This is a genomic window from Streptomyces tricolor, from assembly GCF_002155905.1.
In the GTDB taxonomy this organism is placed as follows: domain Bacteria; phylum Actinomycetota; class Actinomycetes; order Streptomycetales; family Streptomycetaceae; genus Streptomyces; species Streptomyces tricolor.
In genome coordinates this window covers 1-20,038 of sequence record NZ_MUMF01000608.1, presented here as the reverse complement: position 1 = coordinate 20,038, position 20,038 = coordinate 1, and the positions used below count along the sequence as shown (strand labels likewise).

The following is a 20,038-nucleotide window of genomic DNA, read 5'->3' as shown; positions in this document are numbered from 1 at the left end:
GCGGTCACTCGTGGGAGGGACTTCCCGGTGTCGGCGGGCCGGTCGCGGCCGGGTCGGCCCGCAAGCTCGCAGACATGCGCAGTCCCGACGCCGGGAGACGGTCCGTCAGCAGGATGGGCGGATCCCGGTGGCCAATGCTTCAAGGGGCGCTCGATACTCCAGAAAGGAGTCATTGCCACGCTTCGGCCCACGTTTTTTCACCGGGGCCACCACGATGCGGCGCAGCAATGAGCACCCCCTCGTATCGCAGTCGGCCGCGTCGTTTCCGTCGTTGAATCACGCGGTCGCGCCACGACAGGAAAGGCTTCAGATGTCACGTTTGGCGCATTCGGCGCTGCATCGGGTCCGCCCGGGCATGGCCGCGCTCACCGCTGTCACCGCCGTCATGGCCGTCGGCGTGTCCGGGCAGCCCGCGACGGCGGATGATGCACCCGCCGTCCCCCGTGCGGCCGGTGCGCCGTCGGGCATCAGCACCCTCACCAAGCAATTGACGACCCCTTGGGGGATCTCGTTCCTCCGCGGCCACAAGGCGGCGCTGGTGACGGAACGCGACACCGCCGACGTCTGGAAGGTCGCCCTGGACGGCGCGAAGAAGAAGGTCGGCACGGTGCCCGAGGCGGTGTGGAGCGAGGAGACCCAGGACAAGGGCGGGCTGCTGGGCGTCGCCGTGTCACCGACCTGGAACGGCACGACCGACCAGGACGTGTTCTTCATGGAGACCACGCGTGAGGACAACCGTGTGGTCAAGATGCGCTTCGACGGCAACAAGCTGAGCGGGTACGACCCCATCCTGACCGGAATCACGAGGGACAGCCAGCACAACGGCGGAAAGATCGCGTTCGGGCCCGACGGATATCTGTACGTCACCACCGGCGACGCCCAGAAGCGCCAGCTCGCCCAGGACAAGAAGTCGCTCAACGGAAAGATCCTGCGGATCACCAAGAGCGGTGCCGCGGCTCCCGGCAACCCGTTCGGAACACGCGTCTACAGCTACGGCCACCGCAATCCCCAGGGGCTGGCCTGGGACCGCGCCGGGCATTTGTGGTCCACCGAGATCGGCGCGGAGAAGTGGGACGAACTCAACCTCGTCAAACCGGGCCGGAATTACGGCTGGCCGACCTGCGAGGGCACCTGCAACGCCGCCGGAACGACGAATCCGAAGATGGTCTGGGACCCCGACGAGGGAGGCGTGCCCGCCCAGGTCGCGGTCGTCGACAACGTCCTCTACGCCACCACGCTGAGCGGCCGGCGGCTGTGGCGGATGCCGATCGACTCCACCGGCGAGGACGTCGGACCCGCGACGGCCTACTACAACGGCGCCTACGGCCGGCTCCGGGCGCTGGCCAAGGTCCCCGGCGCCGACCAGCTCTGGGTGGGCACGAGCGACCGAGGCAACGACAAGGACCTCCTCCTCAAAGTGACCATCAAGTGAAGGCCCCCTCCCGCACCGGGAGGTGAACACCCCCTCGCCGAAAGGAAGGCACGCACCATGAACGAAGCCGTCGAGCAGATCGAGCAGCCCGCCCGGGCCACCGCCGAGGAGACCGCCCCGACCGCCTGGCAGACGCCGGGGTACGCGATCGTGGACACCGCGCTGGAGGTCACCGCCTACTCCCTCAGCGTCCGCTAACCCCCGCCATGCTGCTGCAGGTGCTCGGCACCGCGGCCGGCGGCGGCATCCCCCAGTGGAACTGCGCGTGCCCCGGGTGCTCCGGGGCACGCGCCCACCCCGGGCGGCGCCGCCGGCACGCCTCGCTGGCCGTCCGTACCGACGAGGGCCGCTGGTACCTCGTCAACGCCACCCCCGACATCGGCGACCAGATCGAAACCCACCCGGTCCTCCACCCCGGGCCCGGCCCCCGGCAGACACCGATCGCCGGAGTCGTTCTCACCGACGCCGAACTCGACCACACGCTGGGCATCTGGCGGCTGCGCGAGGCCGACGGCCTGGAGATCCTCGCCACCGCCCCGGTCCGCCAGGCGGTCGACGGCCGCCTCGGCCTCGGCGCGGTCCTCACCCCGTACACCACCCTGACCTGGCGGGACCTGGAGCACCGGCGGACACAGCCGCTCGGCGCCGACGCGAGCGGCCCGGCCGGTTCCGGCGTACGGATCAGCGCCGTGCCCGTCTCCGGCAAGCGGCCACGCTACGCCGCCGACGCACCCGAGGACGACGCGTGGGTCGTCGCGCTGCGCCTGTACGACCCGGTCACCGGCCGGACCGCCCTGTACGCCCCGGCCGTCGCCGCCTGGTCGGACGCGCTGCACCGAGCCGCCGCCGAGGCCGACTGCGTCATCGTCGACGGGACCTTCTGGGACGAGGAGGAGCCCCGCCGCACCGGCATCTCCCCGCGCACCGCGACGGGCATGGGCCATCTGCCCATCGACGGACCGGCCGGCACCGCACGCATCCTCGCCACCCTGTCCGCCCGCTGCCTGTACACCCACCTCAACAACACGAATCCCCTCGTCGACCCCGCCGCGCCGCAGCACAAGCGGCTCGCCCGGCTGGGCCTCGAGGTGGCCGACGACGGAATGGTGATCGAGCTGTGACGACGACACTCGCCCCGCCGGCGAAGCCGTGGAGCCCCGCCGAGTTCGAGGCCCGGCTGCGCGCGGTGGGCCAGGACCGGTACCACGACCGGCACCCCTTCAACCTCCGCATGCACCAGGGCGACCTCACCCCGGACGAGGTGCGCTGCTGGATCACCAACCGCTTCCACTACCAGCGGCACATCCCGGTCAAGGACGCGCTGATCCTCGCGAAGCTGGACTCGTCGCGGCTGCGGCGCATGTGGCTGCGGCGGATCGAGGACCACGACGGACGCGACGAGGGCGAGGGCGGCATCGAGCGCTGGCTGCGGCTCGGCGAGGCGGCCGGCCTGGACCGCCGGACCCTGCTGTCGGGCGAGTCCGTACTGCCGGGCGTCCGGCTGGCCGTGGAGGGGTACGTCAACTTCTGCCGGCTGCGCTCCCCCCTGGAGGCCGTCGCCGCCTCGCTCACCGAGCTGACCGCTCCCGATCTGATGCGCCTGCGCATCGAGGCGTTCGAGCGCCACTATCCCTGGATCGCGGCGGACGGGCTCGGCTACTTCCGCACCCGCGTCGACCAGGGCCGGCGCGACAGCGCCGAGGCGCTGGACCTCGTACTGCGGTGGGCCCGCAGCCGCGAGGAGCAGGAGAGCGCCGTGGCCGCGCTCTCCTTCAAGTGCGAGGTGCTGTGGGCCCTGCTCGACGCCGTGCAACAGCACGCCGTGCGGCAGCGCACCGTACCGCAGCGCGCCGGGCATGACGGCCCGCGGGAGCGGGTGTGACGGCGCGGTCCGCCGACCAGTGGTGCCCGGCGCTCGCCCCCGCGCTGATGCTGCGGCACGACGCCGTGCGCGGCACGGACCTGCTGGTCCTGCCGGAACGCGTGGTCGTCCTCAAAGGGCACGCCGGCATGGTCGTCGGCCTGTGCGACGGCACCCGCACCGTGCCCGGCATCGTCGGCGAGCTGGCCGAGCGCTTCCCGGGCGCGCCGGTGGCCGACAGCGTCCCCGGCTTCCTCGACAGCATGCGGCAGGAGGGCTGGCTGACATGACCGCCCCCGCGAACCCCGGTGCCGCCGCACGGCCCGCACCCCCGTGGGCCCTGCTCGCCGAACTCACCCACGCCTGCCCGCTGCACTGCCCGTACTGCTCGAACCCGCTGGAACTGGCCCGCCGCTCCGCCGAGCTGAGCACCGACGAGTGGACGGACGTCCTGCGCCAGGCCGGTGACCTGGGCGTCGTACACACCCATCTCTCCGGCGGCGAGCCGCTGCTGCGCCCCGACCTGGAGCGGATCGTCGCCGCCGCCGAGGCCGCCGGGATCTACACACAGCTGGTCACGAGCGGCACCGGCCTGGACGAGGCCCGGCTGGCCGCGCTCACCGCGGCGGGGCTGCGCAGCGTCCAGCTGTCCGTCCAGCACGCCGACCCGCGGGCCGGCGACCGCATCGCCGGACGCCCCTCCTCCTTCGCCGCCAAGGAACGGGCCGCGGCGCTCGTCCGCCGGGCCGGGCTGCCGCTCGGTCTGAACGTCGTGCTGCACCGCGACAACCTCGACGCCGTGGACGCGCTGATCGACCTGGGCGTGGCCTGGGGCGCGGACCGCGTCGAGCTGGCGAACACGCAGTTCTACGGCTGGGGACTGCTCAACCGGGCCGCGCTGCTGCCGACCCGCGACCAGTTGGCCCGCGCGCGGGAGACGGTGGAGCGCCGGCGGGAGCAGCTCGCCGGCCGGATCGACCTGGTGTGGGTCGTCCCCGACTACTTCGACGGCGTGGCCAAGCCGTGCATGGGCGGCTGGGGAGCGGTCTCGCTCACCGTCGCGCCGGACGGCACCGTCCTGCCGTGCCCGGCGGCGGCCTCGCTGCCGGACCTGCACCCGCCCACCGTGCGCGAGCGTCCGCTCGCCTGGATCTGGGAGCACTCCGCGGCCTTCAACCGCTTCCGCGGCACCGACTGGATGACGGGCCCCTGCGGCGGCTGCCCCCGCCGGGAGGAGGACTTCGGCGGCTGCCGCTGCCAGGCGTTCGCGCTCACCGGCGACGCCGCCCGCACCGATCCGGCCTGCGCGCTCTCGCCCGACCACCACCTCGTCCGCGAGCCGGCCGACGCGGGCCGTCCCGAGCCGCCGCCGTACGTCTACCGCCGTCCCGGGGCGGTACCGGCACCGGCAGCGGGACCGGCCCCCTCCGTCGTCGCGACGGACGGCTGACCGGCCCCGGCCCGCCTGCGCAGCCCGGGGCCGTCCTGTACGGGGTCCCCCCATCACCGTTCGGCCGACCGGCGGATCGTGTGCCCCCGGCGCGGGCCTAGCTCGCGTCGGGGGGTGCCTCGGTCCACGGCCAAGCGGCCTCGCGGCCGGCCTCGATGAGGCCGACCATCCGGAACGCGGCGTCCGCGAGGCCGCCGAAGGTGTGCCGGTGCGGGCCCGTGGGGCCGTGGGCGGGCCGGTACCCCGCCAGATTCCATGTGTAGACCGGGATGTCGGCCGGGACCGGCTCGGGCACCGCGCCGGGAGCGTCGGGGGCGGCCTGCTCGTCGGTGACGATCAGGACCCGGTCGTGCTCCCGGTAATGGGTCCGCACCGCCTTCGTGGTGTGGGTGCCGCCGAGGCTGTGGAACCGTTTCAGCACATCGAGCACCGGCTCGCCCGGCTCGAACGGGACCACCGCGCTGCGCCAGCCGAACTCCACCAGGTCCGCCTGCTCGGCGCGCATGGCCAGTGCGGTGCCGAACACGGCCGCCGCGTCCGCCCGGGTCAGCTTCGACCGCTCGGACAGGGTGTCCCAGAACATGGAGTCGGACCGGTCCACCAGGATCAGCGTCCGGCCGGGCAGGGCCGGTACGTTGGCCAGGGAGTGGGCCAGCGCCCGCTCCAGCGCGACCGCCCAGCGCTGCGACGGCGCGTGCCGGTGGGCGGCGAGGTAGCGGAAGGGGAACTGCCGGGACCGGGCGACCTCGGTGGCGTCCGACAGCCGGGCGGCCACCCGGGCCGCGACCTCGTCCGAGATCCCCGCCTCGTCGAAGTTCCGCAGATTCCGCAGGAGCGCCATCGGCCCCATCGTGGGGATCACGGCTTCCCAGACGGCCGCGTCCATCGGTCCGTGCAGCCATCCCGCCAGGGACTCCCACGTCATGCCCGCAGCGGCCAGCCGCTCGGAGCCGCCCGGCCCGGTCACCATCGCCCGCCGCTCGTGCGGGGCGGACTCCATCAGCGCCCGGTGGGCGGTCAGCAGGCGGTCGGACGGCGGCGGAACCGCTCGCTCCGGGTGGTATCGGCGGTCCAGGGCGTACTGGAAGAGCGCGCCCTGCCAGGGCTTGTCCGGATCGGGAGAGGCGTGCACCAGGTTGAGCACGTCGCCGAAGCGGAAGTTCTTGGACGGGGTGTCGTACTTGAGCAGGGACCGGGACGTGTACAGCCGGCGGACGGCGTCGGCGATGCCCCGCTTCACGGGTTGCGGCACCTTCCGCCCGTACGCCGAGACCCAGTGGGCCAGCAGCTCGCCGGGCTCGTCGGCGCGCTGGAGGACCGAGTCGATCACGGACCGGTTGGCCGGGCCGCCGGTCGCCCCGGCCGCCAGCCGGGCCCGCACGTACGCGGCGGCGCCCACCAGGGACGCCGTACGCATGTTGCCCTCGCCGCGCAGCCATCGCAGCAGCCCCGCCGTCCACGCGGGGTCCTGGACGGCGAGTTCCCCGACGAGGCGGGTGTACCGGTCGTCCCGCTCCTCGCCGCTCTCGTAGAAGGTCTGCTGCGAGACGAAGTTGCCCACCGCGAGGAGGAACAGCTCCTCCCGGGGCTCCCGGACGAAGGCCGGGCCGCCCTCGTGGGTGCGCAGCTGCGGTGATGCGGGCCGGTGCCGGGGCCGTGGTGGGGGCACGGCGCGGGCGGCGGCGGAGATGTGCGGGGCCACGAGCATCTCGGGCCACATCTTGGAGACGCGTGGGGTGTGACGAGGCAGCGAATCCCCCCGGATTCGAAGGACGGGAGGCCCCGGTCAGAAGGACGGACGGGGCGGGAGCGCCCGCGCCTGCCGAGATCAAAGGGGCGGCGGCGTCACTTGGTTGTCAGAAGGAAGTAGCCGCAGCCGGGCGCATCGGAGGCGCGGTCGCGAAGCCAACTTACAAGGGCCGGCAGGCCGTGCACCAGCGATTAAACGCCGGCGATCCGCCGGCCCGGTACGGGCTGCCCCTGCTGGACGGCCCGCCGCCGGACTCCTGTGCGCTGTCCTCGCCCCGGCGCATGCCGGTGACCGCTGTTTCGTGCGGGGTTCAGAGCCGCACCGCCGGGGCCGGGGCCGGGTACGGGTCGCGGAAGGTGAACGCCTCGGGTCCGGGGCCGTGTTCGCGCAGCAGCGCGACCCGCTCCATCGCCTCGGCGACGGTGGGGCGGTGGCCGGCCGGGATCCACCACATGGCCTGGTGCGCCTCGGCCATGCGGCGGAACCACTCCCGGCGGCGGCTCAGCACGCGCAGGTGATCGCTGTGGTACGTGAAGTTCCGCAGGGCTTCGACCGACTCCCAGACCGAGCAGTTGATCAGCAGCAGTGCGTCGTTCCCGTCGGGGCGGAGGCCGGTCGCGTCCGCGCCGCCGTCGTCGACCATGCGCCAGACGAATCCCGGGCTCCGGTCCGCAAGTGCGTTGATCTCCGGCTGTTGGGCGACGAAGTCGGCCAACTCCGGGCTGTCCAGGGGGGCGACGATGCGGCCGATGTTGACCTGCGCCAAGTGATGCTCAGTCATGGAGCAAGCATGGCCCGGCCCGTCTTCTATAGTCAATCATTTTTCTTTTTAGAAAGGGCGACGCAGCAGCCGCCGGGGCACGGGTCCATCGCCGCGGACCACGGCTCGGGCACCAGCCCCTCGATGAGCGCCAGGTTCATCCCGCAGATCAGGGCGGGGAACTCCGTCGCCAGCGCGTGGAAGGGGCAGTTGCGCAGCCGTAGCGTCTCCCCGTCCCGGAAGGGCTGGTAGCCGCGGGCCCGCAGCGCCGCCACCACGTCGTCGGCACGCGCATCCGGCTGTGCCGCGCCCGCCGCCCTCGCCGCGGCCTGTAGTTCCCGGTCCAGTCCCGCGTTCTCCAGCACCTCGGCGAGCAGCCGGCCGGCGGTGTCGTACGACCGCGGCGGCACGGAGACGGCGTGCTCGCCCTCGGCGCGCCGGTACAGCTTCGCCGGCCGCCCCGCGCCGGGACCGGTGCGCCCGGACAGCCGCCGGAAGGACACGGCGAGCAGCCCGGCCTCGACCAGCTTGTCCAGGTGGAAGGCGGCCAGCGACCGGGAGACCCCGGCCGCTTCCGCGGCGGCGTCGCGGGACACCTCCTCGGGGGCGGCGGCGACGCAGCGGTAGAGCCGACGGCGCACGGGGTCGCTCAGCAGGCCCAGTACATCGAACGTGGAGTCTTCGTCAGTCACGAACCGACTCTATGACCAACGAGGGCTTGAGAAACACGGGCGGCGGAGCAGGGCGCCCGGGGCGGACGGCGGCGGCGACGCCCGGGCACCGGGTGCTCGTGCTGACGCCGCCGGCGTGGGCCTTGTCGCGGGGGTCGGGAAGCGGGAACTCCGCGCCCCCCTCGTGCGTTGCGGAGGACGACTGATCGTTCGATGTCTGACGCGACGGCGGCGCCGTCGTCGGGGGAAGTGAGCAACCCATGGCCATGGTCGGCCTGTTCTGGATCGCCGAGGGCGATGTGTACGTGGGCGCGAAGCCGGCCGGGCTGGCGCCCGGGGTACGCCTGACCCCGGAGGGCGTGGTGGGCCTCGGCGACGGACAGTCCAGCCTCTGCCTGTGGGAGGACGTGAGCACCCTGACGGTGGCGGACGTCCCCGTGAAGTCCCTGATGCGACGGGTCGGCGCGGTCACGGACCTGGCGCTCGGGACGGTGAAGGAGCTGGCCCTGCCCGGGGGCTCGGTCTGGGCGGACGAGGCTCCGGCGATGATGACGGTGCGCGTGGGATCCGCCGACGGGGAGCGCGAGCTGGGAGCCTACGTCGCCGCGGCCGTCGGCTACCCCCAGACCGAGATCGACCTCTCCCGCGCCCTCCTGTCCCGCCTCACGGAGGGCGCCGCGACGATGGCCACGACGCTGGCGGCGATGTCGGAGTGGGGCCGCGCCTGGGAGGGCGGGTCGCCCCGCGGGGCGGAACGGGAGAGGCTGTTGCGGAGCTGGGTGGGCTAGAGCGTTTCCTTCGGATCGTCTGGCCGAATGGATGAAAAGGGCAGCGACGTGGAGTCCGGTCAGGAAGATGGTGGCGGTCTTGGCGCGGCGGGTGGCCGGCATGGCCTGAGCCCTGGTGGTGAACGGCTCGGCCGGCTCCGCCGCCGACTCCTCCATGGTCCAGCCACCGAAGTCGGCCGCTGAGGCGCTCCGACGCCCGCCCTCACCAGGCCGGACCGCGCCACGAGGACCTGCACCGGGCCGGCCTCACGCCACCTTGAGCGGCGTCACGGCGGTGGCCCGGCGCGCCGTCGGCCGGGACACAGCGGCGGTACGCAGGGGAAGCCGAGTGGTGCCCGAGCTATGTCTTGTCGGCGTGGTCCTGGGCGGGGCCGTGCTCGGTGCTGCGCCGAGCGCTCGTCTGTATTCCGCGATTTTCGGCTTTCTCTTGTCGGGTTCCGTCTCCCCCATGTAGCCCCTGATCACGTACGTGCCGCCCATAACGCCTCTGCATCGCTCTTCCGTGGTGCGACCTCCGCCCGCTCCGGACTTGGTTATCCCGACACGCTGCCGAACTGCGAATAACGACTACAGTCGACTTAAACGTGGTGTCGCTCACCTCGCCCGTAGGAGCATCTGCGAGGGGGCCGATCTGGCTGGTAAGCGCTTTCAAGAGTGCTGGTGCGTGTGCGACGGTAAGGTCACCAAGTCCCGCGCAGAAAAGGAAAAGAATGAGACTCTCCGTGCGTCGTTCCCTCGGTGTCGCAGCAGTCGCCGCAGCCGCGCTGGCCGCCACGGTCGTGCCCGCCGCGGCAGCCACGGCAGCTCCCACCACGGCTTCCGCCATCGGGCCGACCATCAACCGTACGGACTGCAACGAGAACAGCTACCTCGAAATCCACAACAACGAGGGCCGCGACACGCTCTGTTTCGCCAACGCCGGAACGATGCCCGTCGCCATCTACGGGGTGAACTGGGTCGAGTCCGGAAACAATGTCGTGACTCTCCAGTTCCAGCGGAATCTGAGCGATCCGAGGCTCGAAACCATCACTCTGCAGAAGTGGAGCTCGTGGAACCCGGGCCACATCCACCAGATCATTTCGATCAGGATTCACTGATACCGAAGAACGTCCGGGGGCGCCTTTCGGGGCGCCCCCCTTTTTTTTGTGGCGCGACGCCCTGGTCGCCGATCCGGCGGACGTGCACGAGGTGACGATGCCGGGCGACGACAGCCACGCATTCCCCGGCTCACGGCGGTCGTCCGCATCACCGCGTGGCGGATGTCGAAGCCGTCGGCCGTGGGTCCCGTCGTCGTCCGCGACCGGGATCTCCTTCCGCCAGACGTCAGCGGCCGCTCCAGATGAACTTTCCGGGGCGGACCTCCAGGCGGTACTGGACCTCGTGCACGGCGAGGCGGGCTCCCAGCCAGCAGCGGTACAGGGCGGCCTCGCGCGGACCGGCCAGCCCGTTCCTGATCCGGTCACGGGTGTCGTTCATCCGGGCGTCGGTCAGGTTCGCGGCCCAGGCGACGTACTCCCGGTAGGTATAGCCCTCTTCGCGGGCCACGGCCTCCAGCGCTTCCTTGTACTCGGGGAGGATGTCGCCGATGCGTTCCATGCGCACCCGCCACCGGAAGATCGTTCCGTCGCTCATGCGGTCGGTGGTCCAGCCGTTCTCGTCCGTCCAGCGGTTGTCGTGGTCGTCCCCGCGGTGGTGACCGTCCCCGCGCCTGAACAGTGCCACGCCTTTCTCTCCTCCTTGACGGTCGCGGTCCTGCGCGCTCGCGTCCCGGCGCGCACCGACGGTCTACGCCGGGCTTGCCGCTTGGGCGGCGTTGTAGACGGCCTGTTCCTCGGCGCCGAAGTGGGTGGAACTCATGTTGGGGCCCTGCACCCAGCCCAGGATGCCGATGATCTGGGCGGGGTCGTCGTAACGGGAGAAGACCCCGACCTGGACGCCCGCACCGGTGGCGGGATCGAAGTTCTGCAGCAGGGCGCCGCCGCTGCACCCGGGCGACTGGGCGCCGGCCAGCACGTCGTTGTAGTAGACGGGATCGTTGTGGGTGGTGCCCTGGGTGACCATGAGACTGCGGCCGTCGAAGGTCCGCTGGAGCGCGGCGGGCACGTTGCCGGGGCGGTAGTGGTTGCGTTCGTTGATGGTCGGATAGCCGAAGACGTGGTGGGTCTGGTTCTGCGGCTGGCCGAACGCGACCTCCTGGCCTCCGGTGACCTCGGCGATCGGGCGGGGATCGTCGGGGTTGGCCACGACGACCGAGGCCATGTCACGTCCCAGCAGCCAGTCGGCGCTCCGGCTCCAGGTGTGGGTGATCCACTGGCGGGTGACCCCCCAGACCCCGTACGGGGCGATGTCCTTGCCCGGGAGCCGTGTGCTGGAGGTGTCACGGGGCAGGTTCGCTCCGTCGAATCCCGGCACGAACACCATGTTGGTGGCGACGACGTTGCCGAAGCCCACGTCGAGCGGGGTGTGGATGCGCAGGCAGTGGGCGGCGGTCAGTACGACGCTGCGGTTGGCGCTGCTCACCACGTTGCCGGAGCACGACGATGTCGAGGTGGCACCGGTCTCCACGTCCGTGTACTCCATGAAGATCTTGCCTGCGGTGCGTGAGATGCGCCCGTGCTCCCGCGGCCACGGCCTGCTGAGGTCGTCCCAGCCGCCGGGGGGCGCGGTCGCGTCCCGGTCTTCGTTGTTGAGGCCGGCGTCGGCCATCTTCCCGAGGGTCCAGTACTCCACCTCGGCCCTGAGTCTTTCCTGGTGGTCGGGGCCGGCCGGGACCAGCGGGCGGAGTTCGAAGGCGGGGACAGCGGCTCGGGCCGGGGGCGCGGCGGTCAGCAGCGCGGCGGTCAGGGCGAGCAGGCCGAGTACGGCGGTGAGGGCATGTCGTGACGGCATGCGGGTGAGCAATGCTTCCCCTCCTCGGGGTGGTCGGTTCCTCGGGGTGGTCGGTGCGGACGGCTGCGCCGGGGAGGCCGATGCCGGCTCTCCGCCTCGCGGCGGTGCGCGTCCGGGGCCGGCGGCCGGCTTCACGGGTTGCCGGTCACCTCGAAGCCCGCGCCGTACACGCCGCCGGGTGTGACGGCGTCCCGGGCGCGCAGGTCGGCGAGGATGTTGGCCGAGCTGGTGTATTCGAACGGCGGCAGGGACAAAGTGATCGCTTTGGTGATCCCGGCCCAGGGGCCCTCGGCCTGGAAGCCGTTCTCCTGGGAGGGAAGTTCGCTCCCCGGTACGTGCCGGACGGCCGGTCCGCCCGAGTCACCCGGCAGGTGGGCGGCCGGCGACCGGTAGATGCCGCCGGTGGTGTCCATGATGGTTCCGAACCACACACCTGTCTGGCCCGCAACGATGAGTTCCTCGTTCCCGGTGGCGAGCAGCCGCTCGGAGTCGAGCGCGGGCCGCAGGGCGTTCGGACTGGCGGTTCCGCCGGGAACCCGTACCTCGCCGGTCTGCTTCAGGTAAGGGCCCTGCGAGGACAGCGTCACCTGCGGGACCAGCTCGATGATCATGTAGTCCTTGGTCATGTGACCGGTCTGCGATCCCTCGGGGTCCTTGAAGTAGCGCACGTGTCCGATCGGGCCGAAAGCGGGATCCGCCCGGTCGTAGACGGGCGCGACGTCGTCCGGGATCTCGCGGTCCGCGTAGGTGCCGTCGGGGTCGTTGAGGCAGTGACCGGCCGAGATGGCGATCCGGTGCCCGTACTTGTCGTTGCCCACCGCGCCGATGGTGCAGAAGGCGGACGGTGTCGACGGACTGAAGAGGATCTGCATCCCGTTGTGGACGCGCTTGCCCGTCTCGGCCCGGGCCGCGCCTGCTGCCACGGTCCACAGGACCGTGAGGCTCAGCACCAGGACGCACCATCGTCTGATCATGTGCCAACCCTGTCTGTCGGAGGGTGAGGGGGAGGAGCGGTCAGGAGGACGCGAACGCCGCTTCGAGACGCGGCACGAAGTCGACGAGGTCCTGCGCCCAGCAGCCGCTGGTGTGGCTGCCGTCGCAGTCGTCGCCCCACCCGGAGCCGTCCCCGTAGTCGACGTAATGGGAAGGGTGTCCGAGTTGGTCCAGACGCTCCTTGGCGTGCTGGGACGCCGACCGGACCCAGAACTCCGGTTCGGCGGGGATGCCCTGCCCGTTCCCGGTGTACAGCGTGACGCCGGTACCGGCCCGGGCCAGGACGTCCATGTGCGCCACCGGATCCGCCTCGTCCCAGCGCCAGTCGGCGCCGAAGACCGGATACGGCGTGCCGAAGACGGCGTCGCTGGACACCGCAGGCCCGAAGTCGAGACTGCACGTGGGGTTCGAACTGCCGCACAGCGGGGCTCCGATGTTCGTCAGCGTGGCGACGACGGCCGCGCGCATGACGGCGTGCCGGAGCGAGAGTTCGTTGGCACCGGAGAGCGAAGCGACCTGACTGAACAGGCCCGGATGTCTCTGGGCGTAGTGCAGCGCGCCGAAGCCGCCCATCGAGAGCCCGGCGACGGCCCGCGCCCTGCGCGCGGAAACGGTGCGGAGATTGGTGTCGATGAACGGGATCACCTGAGAGATGTGGAAGTTCTCCCAGTTCTGCGCCCCGGCGGCGGTGCCCTGGTCGAGCCAGTTGGTGTACCAGCCCCTCCGGCCTCCGTCCGGAATGACGGTGATCATCGACTGGGCCGCGGTGAGGGCCGGGTAGGCCACGTTCGGGTTGCCCGGATCGTCCGACGCGCCGTGCAGGAAGTACAGCACCGGGTAGCGCTTGTCGGGGCGGTCGGCGTAGTCGGCGGGCAGCAGGATCCGGACGCGGTGCTCGCCGTCGACCTCGGGCGTGGTCACGGTGACGACGAAGTTGGTGGCGGAGCCGGTGGCGGTGCCGACCTGGGTCAGTCCGAAGCCGTCGGTCATCTCCGGTGGGCGCGCGCCCGGACCCTCGGCGTGCGCGGACGGCGTACCCGGAAGAAGGAGGGCCGCCGCCAGGGCGAGGGCCGCCGCCGTCGCACGCGTGAGCCGGGTGGGCAGAGCTGATCTCATCAGGTGTCCTCAAGGGGGCTTGATGCGAGGGGACGGGACGGGTGGTCAGCCGGTCACGGAGCATCTCACCGCATCACTCCACGTGACGCCATACGTACACGTGGCGCAGTCGGGCCACTGGCGCCATTGCGCCAACCCGGCAGTAATCTGAGAGGGGTTGGGCTGACCGGCCCCGGTTCGGCGAGGGGGGAAGCCGTGCATGACGTGTTCGACCCGGACTCCGACCGCGGGCGGGTCTACCGGTTCCTGGTCGGTCACCCGCACGCGTCCGCCCCGCGGTTGGCGGCCGGGACCGGACTGAGTGAGACGGCCGTCCGGGCGGTGCTGGAGGAACTCGCCGCCGAGGACATCGTGCTGACGGCTGATTCCGGGGACGCGCGGAGCCGTTGGGAAGCGGTGCCGCCCACCCAGGTCGTCGAGGCGCTGCTGCGGCGCGATGACGTGGTGCGCACCGCGTTGCGGCACACCGGTACGGAGATGGAACGGCTCTACCGCTCCGCCAGGAGGGACGCCGGTCACTACGAGGCGCTCGAAGTCGTCGAGGACCCCGTACGCGTCCTGGCGGTCAGCAGGCAGCTCCAGCAGTCGGTGCGCCACCAGCTCCGCGCCATCGACGTGCCACCGTACTCCGGCACTTCCGACCACTACCTCGCGCAGGAGGCGCTGCAGCGCGAGCGCATGGCCGCCGGCGTCGTCTACCGCGCCATCTACCACGGTTCCGCCTTCGACGACCCGATCGCCTGGCCCAACATGGCCCGCATGATCGAAGCCGGGGAACAGGCACGGACCTTGGACGATCCGCCCATGAAACTGGCGATCCGTGACAACGATCTCGCGGTGGTCACTCTCGCCGCCGACGACCGCCCCGGACTCGTCTCCCTCCTGATCCGTCCCTCCGGTCTGCTCCAGGCGCTCTCCAACACCTTCGAGTCGCTGTGGAGACTCGCCGTTCCGGTATCGGCGGCGGGCATCGGTACGCCGATCGACGCCCGGGACCGCCGGATCCTCACTCTCATGGCCAGCGGCGCCACCGACGAAGCGATCGCCAGACACCTGGGCCTGGGCCGCCGCACCGTCGTGCGCCGCGTCTCCGCCCTCCTCGACAGCCTGGGCGCCACCACCCGTTTCCAGGCGGGGGTCCAGGCGGCGCGGCGCGGCTGGCTCTGAACCCGCGGTGCCGGCCGATGCCGTGGCCCCGCCAGTGCCTGGTGACGATGGTGGAGAGGCCATGTCGTGATCCAGAATGACGGGATGGTCACGCTGGAGACTCCCCGTCTGATCCTGCGTCGCTGGCGCGAGGAAGACGTCGCGCCCATGGCTGCCGTCAACGCCGACCCCGAGGTCATGCGGTGGATCCGTGACGGCAGCGTCCGTGACGAACAGCAGACCCGCGACGGGATCCAGGCATGGGAGAGCGAGTGGGAGTCACGGGGCTTCGGCCTGTTCGCCGTGGAGATCCGGGCCACTGGCGAGCTGGCCGGGTTCACCGGCCTTTCGGTGCCCGGCTTCTTGCCGGAGGTGCTGCCGGCAGTCGAAGTCGGCTGGCGGCTGGGGCGTGCCCACTGGGGGCAGGGCCTGGCCACCGAGGCCGCCGCGGCCGCTGTCCGGTTCGGGTTCGAGGAGCGACGGCTGGAGCGGATCGTCAGCATCGCCCAAGTGGGCAACGACGCCTCCGAACGGATCATGACCAAACTGGGGATGCGTCCGGTCCGTGAGACCGTCAACCCCACCGGCGGTCGGCGCGTACGGGTCTTCGCGTTGTCGTCGGACCAGTACAGCGCCCGCTCGAACCGAGGCGGGTCCTTCCCTGCCGCATGAACCGAGAGCGTCCCTGGCTCAAGATCCGCTCTCGTCCGGTGCCGTGCCGCCGAGCGAGGGCTCGGCGCGCGAACCGGGGCCGGGGATCAGGGCGTTCAGTGTCCGGTCCAGGGCGGTCAGCAGCTGCTCGTGCTCCTGGGGGGCGTACAGCATGCGCAGGGCCAGGCCGTCGGACACCGCGATCACCGCGTCGGCCACGGCCGTCGCGTGGGACTCGTGCCCGGCCGACTCCAGCCAGGCGGCGAGCGCCTGGCGGATCTCCTGGTCGACCTGACGCCGGATCGCGGCGAGGCGCGGATGGTGTGCCGCGTGGACGGCGAAGGCGAGTTGCACGGTGGCCTCGGCGCGTCGCTCGGCGTCCACGGGCAGCGTCGTCAGAACCAGTTCGCGCAGCGCCTCGCGCAGCGGCAGCGCGGTGCTCACCCCGGCCATCCGCTGCTCGATGCGCTCGCCGGCCAGCTCGGCGGCGAAGGTGAGCATGTCCTCCTTGGTGCGGAAGTACTTCTGCACGGCGCCGGGGGAGCGGCCGGAAGCGGTGGCCACCGTCCGCACGCTCACCTCGTCGAGGCCGCGCTCGGCGACCAGCCGGAGCAGGGCCGCACCGATCCGGCGGCGCTGTTCCTCCCTGTCGACGACCTTGGGCATCGCTCACCCTCCCATGTTTAGAATACAGTCGTATCCTAATGGTTCATCAGTTCAGGTGCTCAACGGCACCGAAGGGGGAGAAGGGTGGACGACCGACACGAACCCGCTCTGCGGGTCTCGGACCGTGACCGCGACGAAGCGCTCGACGTGCTGGCCGCGGCGCTGACCGAAGGACGACTCGACCCGTCCGAGCACGAGGTCCGTTCGAAACGTGCCCTGCGGGCGCGGACCACGGACGAAATCGCCGTTCTGACGTCCGACCTGCCCGCACCGGCGCCCAGCCGCGCGGAGCAGGACCGCAAGGACCTCAAGGAATGGCTGGCCGAATGGCGCTACTGGCTCGGCGGAGCGGTGATCATGACCGGGATCTGGGGTGTGCGCTGTGCCCAGAAGGGGGAGCTGACGTACTACTGGCCGCTCACGCCGCTCGGCGTGTGGGCGGCCGTACTGGTCGCCGTCGCGATCTGGCCGCGGGGCACGGACGACGCCGGCGCACAGACAGGGGACGGGACGTCATGAGCCCGCGGTGGGGCCGTGCCGCGGGTGTCGCCGGCGTCCTCGCCGGAATCGCCCTGGGGTGCTGGTCGGCCCTCGGCCCTCCGCAGACCTGGGAGGGGGCGGCGCGATGGCCGCGGCACGCCCTCGCGCTGGGCTCCCTCGGGGTGATCGGCCTCGGCGCCCGGCTGGTGTTCCCTGAGCGTGACGGTGGCGGCGCGGGAAAGCCGGCCGCACGGAACGCGGCACCAGCGGACACCGAGGGGACCGGCACCTGACGCGGCGATCGGACGGCGGCCTAGACCGTCGGGCCCTGCTTCCAGTCCTGGGCGAGGAGCCCGAGCACGACCTCGTCCAGGAACTCGCCCAGCACCCAGGCCGAGGAGCGCAGCACGCCCTCGCGGACGAAGCCGTTGCGCTCGGCGGAGCGCAGCATCGCGGCGTTGTCCGACAGCGTCTCCATCTGCAGCCGCTGCAGGCCGCGCACCACGAAGCCGTAGTGGCACAACACAGCGACCACGTCGGTGCCGTACCCCTTGCCGCGGCAGGACGGCAGCAGTCCCAGCCCGATGTGCGCCGACCGGTTGTGGTTGTCGATGCCCCACAGCGCCGCGGTGCCGGCCAGGGTGCCGCCTTCCAGCTCCACCACGGAGAACGGGACGCTCCCCGGCTGGGTGTCGTCCAGCGAGAGCCGCGGATCCTTCGAGCCGGGGCTGACCGGCCGCCACGGACCGCTTTCGGCCCGCGAGGAGTTCACCACGTCGTCGTACAGCTCGGCCCGCAGGATCGGGAGGTCCTCCTCGTGGCGGGCCCTGAGCCCGACCTTGCCGCCTCGTAGCATGCGAGCTTCCTATCCGGCCGGACCGGCCGGTGGCAACCGGATAAGCCGCGACCGTACGGGTCGTCGCGCCGCCGAGCCCGCGCCGCCCGCTGCCGCGCGTGGGGACGCTTCGGGTTCGACGGGGGAGGCCGAACCGGCCGCCGCCCTCGCGGAGGTGACGGCCACCGAGCGGATCACCCTGGGCGGATGTGGCGGTACGGACATGCGCGCAGCCGGCCTGCCGCGTCATCGCCGCCCTGGTCGGCTCCGCCGCGCCCCAGCCCCCGAACTGGGTGGAGACGGTGCGCGTCCCGGTGTGACGCCCGGCCCTGACGCATCGCCGCGACGCCCGCGTCACCTGCCCCAGATCCTCCGGTACGCCTCTCGGTAGCCGGCGGGGTCCCAGGCCGTCGCCCCTTCGCTGTTCTCGGCCGTGGAGATGTGGACGGGCGCCACATAACCGCTGGCCGGGCGGCCGGAGAAGGCGCGGTTGAACTCGTCCACGATCTGCCAGCCCTGCAGCGACAGGGGTTCGGGGACGGTGGCCGCCTGGTACTGCCTGCTGTTGATCCGCTGGAAGGCGGACGGGTCGCCGTCGCCCGCACCGATGTTGAAGGGCGGGCCGGAGCCCTCCTTCCCGGCCGCGCGGAAGGCGGGGGCGGCGTCGGCGAAGTACAGGTCGTTGATGGCGACGGAGTGGGTCCACCGGTTCCCGAAACGGGCGAGGAGGAAGGAGACCTCCCGGGGCGTACGGCTGCTCGCGTCCGGGATCGGGATGTTCGGGTACGCCAGCAGCCGTACCCCCGGGCAGGCCGCCAGGGCCTTCCTGATCAGCTCGGACTTGCGGTGGGCGAAGGGGATCGAGGCGTCGGTGAAGAGGACGACGCCGGCGTTGCCGCGGGAGTGCGCGATGACCCACTGCGCGCTGATCGCGGCGACGTCGGCGACGTCGGTGGTGATGTTGGTGAAGAGCCGGGGGCTCCTGCTGGGGCCGGGGGCGGCGACCGCGTGCCAGCCGATGAGCGGGATGCGGGCCGCGGTGGCCCGCGCGACCTGCTGCGAGGTCGAGTGGGGGTCGAAACCGCCGATGACGATGCCCGCGGGCCTGAGGGTCACGGCCTGGCTCAGCGCCGCCTGGATGCCGGCGGGGGTGCCTTCGCCGTCGATGACCCGGACCTTCCAGCCGATGACCTTCGCGGCCTCCCGTACGCCCCGTGCGACGCCCGCGACTCCGGGGTTGGTCATGGTCTGCGCGACGTACACGATCGTCTTGCCGGGGACCGCCGCCGGCCCCTTGGCCGGCCCGTTCCAGGGGACGTCGGTCCGCTCCGCCCGGCTGACGGCGGCCTGGGCTCCGGCCTGTGCCGCGGGGCAGCCGCCCGGGCCCGTGGGGGAGACTCCGGGGCTGTCCTGCGCGCCGCGTTCGCAGCCCGCCAGGGTGGCGGCGGCCAGCAGCAGGGCGAGGGCGGCCGCTCGTGCCCTGACGCCGCGCGTGCGGTGCGCGGCGGCTCCTCGCGGTGGTCCGAGGGGGCCGGTGCCGCGGGTCACGGTGTGCTGCCCGTCGTGTCGCCGTCCCGCCCCGAGGCCGGCGGTGGCGAGGGCGTGTCGGGGACGGCCGCGGCCCCGGTGCGCAGGCGGCGGGCGGAGTAGCCGGCCAGGCCGACGGCGAGCAGCAGGGTGCCGCCGTAGAACAGCGGGACCGTCCAGAAGTCGGCGCCCAGCTGCCCGATGCCGGTGAGGCCGACGGCGAGTACGGCGACGGCGACGAGCGTGCCCAGGGCGTTGGGGCGGCCGGGTCTGATGGCGGTGGAGCCGAGGAGGGCGCCGACGAAGGCGGGCAGCAGATAGTCGAGGCCGACACTGGGGTTGCCGATCTGCTGCTGGGCGGCGAGCAGCACACCGGCGCAGGCGACGATCAGGCCCGACGCGGTGAACGCGTAGACGGTGTACCTGCGGGTCGGGATGCCGACGAGCTCGGCGGCGCGCGGGTTGGATCCGACGACGTAGAGGGAGCGGCCGAGCGGCAGCCGCTCCAGCGTCAGCCAGAGCGCGACCGCGAGGGCCAGCACGGAGAAGGCGGGAACCGGCACGCCGAGGAACCGGGAGTCGTAGAGGTCGGTGAAGGCGGCGGGCAGCCCCCGCGGGCCGGGGACGATCCGGCCGCCGCCGGTGACCCAGCCGGTCACGGCGTACATCATGCTGCCGGTCCCGAGGGTGGCGATGAAGGAGTCGATCCGCCCGAACTCGACGGCGACACCGTTGAGGACGCCCACGGCCGCACCCCCGGCGGCCACCACCAGACAGGCGCCTGGCCAGGGCCACCCCTCGTGCACGATGAGCTGGAGCACCATGACGTGCGCCAGGCCGAGGCCGTAGCCGAGGGAGAGGTCGAACGCGCCGGTCACGATCGGGATCGTGGCGGCGAGCGCGAGGACGGCGGGGATCGACTGGTTCGACAGGAGCGACTGGACCGTGTCCCGGGTGGGGAACGTGTGCGGCAGCATCAGGGAGAAGAGCACGAAGAGGACGACGCCGAGGGCCGGCAGGCCG

The 20,038-nt window shown here is 72.1% G+C and carries 23 protein-coding genes; 12 read left to right on the top strand and 11 right to left on the bottom strand.

What is annotated here, in order from left to right; all coding sequences use genetic code 11:
• The first annotated feature begins 355 nt into the window (after positions 1-355).
• From CCN44_RS35225 to pqqE, 6 genes are read left to right on the top strand one after another with little or no spacing between them, the layout of a single operon-like run.
• Positions 356-1,432, top strand: a complete 1,077-nt coding sequence (locus tag CCN44_RS35225; RefSeq protein ID WP_059247682.1) for a PQQ-dependent sugar dehydrogenase — start codon at positions 356-358, stop codon at positions 1,430-1,432.
• A 57-nt stretch (positions 1,433-1,489) separates the two neighbouring features.
• Positions 1,490-1,630: a pyrroloquinoline quinone precursor peptide PqqA gene (pqqA, locus tag CCN44_RS35220; RefSeq protein WP_059247681.1), complete on the top strand. Its 141-nt coding sequence runs from the start codon at positions 1,490-1,492 to the stop codon at positions 1,628-1,630.
• A gap of 8 nt (positions 1,631-1,638) precedes the next feature.
• Complete coding sequence (pqqB, locus tag CCN44_RS35215; protein WP_086702592.1) at positions 1,639-2,553, top strand: pyrroloquinoline quinone biosynthesis protein PqqB; 915 nt, start codon at positions 1,639-1,641, stop codon at positions 2,551-2,553.
• Complete coding sequence (pqqC, locus tag CCN44_RS35210) at positions 2,550-3,314, top strand: pyrroloquinoline-quinone synthase PqqC (RefSeq protein ID WP_086702589.1); 765 nt, start codon at positions 2,550-2,552, stop codon at positions 3,312-3,314. Before pqqB ends, pqqC begins: the two co-directional genes overlap by 4 nt.
• A 47-nt stretch (positions 3,315-3,361) precedes the next feature.
• Complete coding sequence (gene pqqD / locus CCN44_RS35205; protein ID WP_059254780.1) at positions 3,362-3,583, top strand: pyrroloquinoline quinone biosynthesis peptide chaperone PqqD; 222 nt, start codon at positions 3,362-3,364, stop codon at positions 3,581-3,583.
• Positions 3,580-4,743 (top strand): pyrroloquinoline quinone biosynthesis protein PqqE, encoded by a 1,164-nt coding sequence (gene pqqE / locus CCN44_RS35200; RefSeq protein WP_059247678.1) that lies wholly within the window; start codon positions 3,580-3,582, stop codon positions 4,741-4,743. The genes pqqD and pqqE overlap by 4 nt, the downstream gene beginning before the upstream one ends.
• 97 nt (positions 4,744-4,840) lie before the next feature.
• Here pqqE and CCN44_RS35195 read toward each other — a convergent pair whose 3' ends face one another.
• From CCN44_RS35195 to CCN44_RS35185, 3 genes are all read right to left on the bottom strand, one after another.
• Positions 4,841-6,451: a TROVE domain-containing protein gene (locus CCN44_RS35195; protein ID WP_086702608.1), complete on the bottom strand. Its 1,611-nt coding sequence runs from the start codon at positions 6,449-6,451 to the stop codon at positions 4,841-4,843.
• 352 nt (positions 6,452-6,803) lie between these two features.
• Positions 6,804-7,274 (bottom strand): DUF3291 domain-containing protein, encoded by a 471-nt coding sequence (locus CCN44_RS35190; protein WP_086702583.1) that lies wholly within the window; start codon positions 7,272-7,274, stop codon positions 6,804-6,806.
• 32 nt (positions 7,275-7,306) lie between these two features.
• Complete coding sequence (locus CCN44_RS35185; protein WP_059247676.1) at positions 7,307-7,945, bottom strand: helix-turn-helix transcriptional regulator; 639 nt, start codon at positions 7,943-7,945, stop codon at positions 7,307-7,309.
• Positions 7,946-8,184: 239 nt separating this feature from the next.
• Here CCN44_RS35185 and CCN44_RS44190 point away from each other — a divergent pair, with 239 nt between their 5' ends.
• Together CCN44_RS44190 and CCN44_RS35175 are read left to right on the top strand one after the other, a co-directional pair.
• The gene (locus CCN44_RS44190) at positions 8,185-8,712 is read left to right on the top strand and encodes a hypothetical protein (RefSeq protein WP_143650193.1); all 528 of its coding nucleotides are present in this window, start codon (positions 8,185-8,187) and stop codon (positions 8,710-8,712) included.
• A gap of 722 nt (positions 8,713-9,434) precedes the next feature.
• Complete coding sequence (locus tag CCN44_RS35175) at positions 9,435-9,809, top strand: beta/gamma crystallin domain-containing protein (RefSeq protein ID WP_223283978.1); 375 nt, start codon at positions 9,435-9,437, stop codon at positions 9,807-9,809.
• A gap of 226 nt (positions 9,810-10,035) precedes the next feature.
• Here the strand turns inward: CCN44_RS35175 and CCN44_RS35170 are convergent, their stop codons facing one another.
• From CCN44_RS35170 to CCN44_RS35155, 4 genes are all read right to left on the bottom strand, one after another.
• Positions 10,036-10,434 carry an OmpH/Skp family outer membrane protein gene (locus tag CCN44_RS35170; RefSeq protein ID WP_086702572.1) on the bottom strand — a complete coding sequence of 133 codons (399 nt, stop codon included), beginning with the start codon at positions 10,432-10,434 and terminating at the stop codon, positions 10,036-10,038.
• Between the two features lie 63 nt (positions 10,435-10,497).
• Positions 10,498-11,601, bottom strand: coding sequence for a trypsin-like serine peptidase (locus CCN44_RS35165; RefSeq protein WP_158103194.1), 1,104 nt, complete (start codon positions 11,599-11,601; stop codon positions 10,498-10,500).
• 131 nt (positions 11,602-11,732) lie between these two features.
• Positions 11,733-12,575: a chymotrypsin family serine protease gene (locus CCN44_RS35160; RefSeq protein ID WP_094374764.1), complete on the bottom strand. Its 843-nt coding sequence runs from the start codon at positions 12,573-12,575 to the stop codon at positions 11,733-11,735.
• A gap of 40 nt (positions 12,576-12,615) precedes the next feature.
• Entirely contained in the window at positions 12,616-13,710 is a 1,095-nt protein-coding gene (locus tag CCN44_RS35155) for an alpha/beta hydrolase (RefSeq protein WP_208639906.1), read from the bottom strand.
• A 195-nt stretch (positions 13,711-13,905) separates the two neighbouring features.
• Between CCN44_RS35155 and CCN44_RS35150 the strand changes: the two genes are divergently transcribed.
• Positions 13,906-14,877, top strand: a complete 972-nt coding sequence (locus tag CCN44_RS35150; protein ID WP_086702562.1) for a helix-turn-helix transcriptional regulator — start codon at positions 13,906-13,908, stop codon at positions 14,875-14,877.
• An 84-nt stretch (positions 14,878-14,961) separates the two neighbouring features.
• Positions 14,962-15,528: a GNAT family N-acetyltransferase gene (locus tag CCN44_RS35145; RefSeq protein WP_079081280.1), complete on the top strand. Its 567-nt coding sequence runs from the start codon at positions 14,962-14,964 to the stop codon at positions 15,526-15,528.
• 18 nt (positions 15,529-15,546) lie between these two features.
• Here the strand turns inward: CCN44_RS35145 and CCN44_RS35140 are convergent, their stop codons facing one another.
• Entirely contained in the window at positions 15,547-16,173 is a 627-nt protein-coding gene (locus CCN44_RS35140) for a TetR/AcrR family transcriptional regulator (protein ID WP_059247668.1), read from the bottom strand.
• Positions 16,174-16,257: 84 nt separating this feature from the next.
• Here CCN44_RS35140 and CCN44_RS35135 point away from each other — a divergent pair, with 84 nt between their 5' ends.
• A complete protein-coding gene (locus CCN44_RS35135; protein WP_237482244.1) occupies positions 16,258-16,692 on the top strand; it encodes a DUF1707 SHOCT-like domain-containing protein in 435 nt (144 codons plus the stop codon).
• Entirely contained in the window at positions 16,689-16,946 is a 258-nt protein-coding gene (locus tag CCN44_RS35130) for a hypothetical protein (protein WP_063808521.1), read from the top strand. Before CCN44_RS35135 ends, CCN44_RS35130 begins: the two co-directional genes overlap by 4 nt.
• A gap of 20 nt (positions 16,947-16,966) precedes the next feature.
• Here the strand turns inward: CCN44_RS35130 and CCN44_RS35125 are convergent, their stop codons facing one another.
• The 3 genes from CCN44_RS35125 to CCN44_RS35110 all read right to left on the bottom strand — a co-directional run.
• Positions 16,967-17,509, bottom strand: a complete 543-nt coding sequence (locus tag CCN44_RS35125) for a GNAT family N-acetyltransferase (protein WP_086702559.1) — start codon at positions 17,507-17,509, stop codon at positions 16,967-16,969.
• A 333-nt stretch (positions 17,510-17,842) separates the two neighbouring features.
• Complete coding sequence (locus CCN44_RS35115; protein WP_086702599.1) at positions 17,843-18,943, bottom strand: substrate-binding domain-containing protein; 1,101 nt, start codon at positions 18,941-18,943, stop codon at positions 17,843-17,845.
• 89 nt (positions 18,944-19,032) lie between these two features.
• Positions 19,033-20,038: ABC transporter permease (locus CCN44_RS35110; protein ID WP_414820540.1), on the bottom strand; the 1,006-nt coding region annotated here is incomplete at its 5' end.

What these genes read in the sequence shown, in the direction of transcription:
- CCN44_RS35190 (WP_086702583.1), bottom strand. Translation starts at nt 7,274, where the DNA reads ATGACTGAGCATCACTTGGCGCAGGTCAACATCGGCCGCATCGTCGCC.
- pqqB (WP_086702592.1), top strand. Translation starts at nt 1,639, where the DNA reads ATGCTGCTGCAGGTGCTCGGCACCGCGGCCGGCGGCGGCATCCCCCAG.
- CCN44_RS35155 (WP_208639906.1), bottom strand. Translation starts at nt 13,710, where the DNA reads ATGAGATCAGCTCTGCCCACCCGGCTCACGCGTGCGACGGCGGCGGCC.
- pqqA (WP_059247681.1), top strand. Translation starts at nt 1,490, where the DNA reads ATGAACGAAGCCGTCGAGCAGATCGAGCAGCCCGCCCGGGCCACCGCC.
- CCN44_RS35145 (WP_079081280.1), top strand. Translation starts at nt 14,962, where the DNA reads ATGGTCACGCTGGAGACTCCCCGTCTGATCCTGCGTCGCTGGCGCGAG.
- CCN44_RS35225 (WP_059247682.1), top strand. Translation starts at nt 356, where the DNA reads ATGGCCGCGCTCACCGCTGTCACCGCCGTCATGGCCGTCGGCGTGTCC.
- CCN44_RS35140 (WP_059247668.1), bottom strand. Translation starts at nt 16,173, where the DNA reads ATGCCCAAGGTCGTCGACAGGGAGGAACAGCGCCGCCGGATCGGTGCG.
- CCN44_RS44190 (WP_143650193.1), top strand. Translation starts at nt 8,185, where the DNA reads ATGGCCATGGTCGGCCTGTTCTGGATCGCCGAGGGCGATGTGTACGTG.
- pqqE (WP_059247678.1), top strand. Translation starts at nt 3,580, where the DNA reads ATGACCGCCCCCGCGAACCCCGGTGCCGCCGCACGGCCCGCACCCCCG.
- pqqD (WP_059254780.1), top strand. Translation starts at nt 3,362, where the DNA reads ATGCTGCGGCACGACGCCGTGCGCGGCACGGACCTGCTGGTCCTGCCG.
- CCN44_RS35165 (WP_158103194.1), bottom strand. Translation starts at nt 11,601, where the DNA reads ATGCCGTCACGACATGCCCTCACCGCCGTACTCGGCCTGCTCGCCCTG.
- CCN44_RS35125 (WP_086702559.1), bottom strand. Translation starts at nt 17,509, where the DNA reads ATGCTACGAGGCGGCAAGGTCGGGCTCAGGGCCCGCCACGAGGAGGAC.
- CCN44_RS35195 (WP_086702608.1), bottom strand. Translation starts at nt 6,451, where the DNA reads ATGCTCGTGGCCCCGCACATCTCCGCCGCCGCCCGCGCCGTGCCCCCA.
- CCN44_RS35130 (WP_063808521.1), top strand. Translation starts at nt 16,689, where the DNA reads ATGAGCCCGCGGTGGGGCCGTGCCGCGGGTGTCGCCGGCGTCCTCGCC.
- CCN44_RS35160 (WP_094374764.1), bottom strand. Translation starts at nt 12,575, where the DNA reads ATGATCAGACGATGGTGCGTCCTGGTGCTGAGCCTCACGGTCCTGTGG.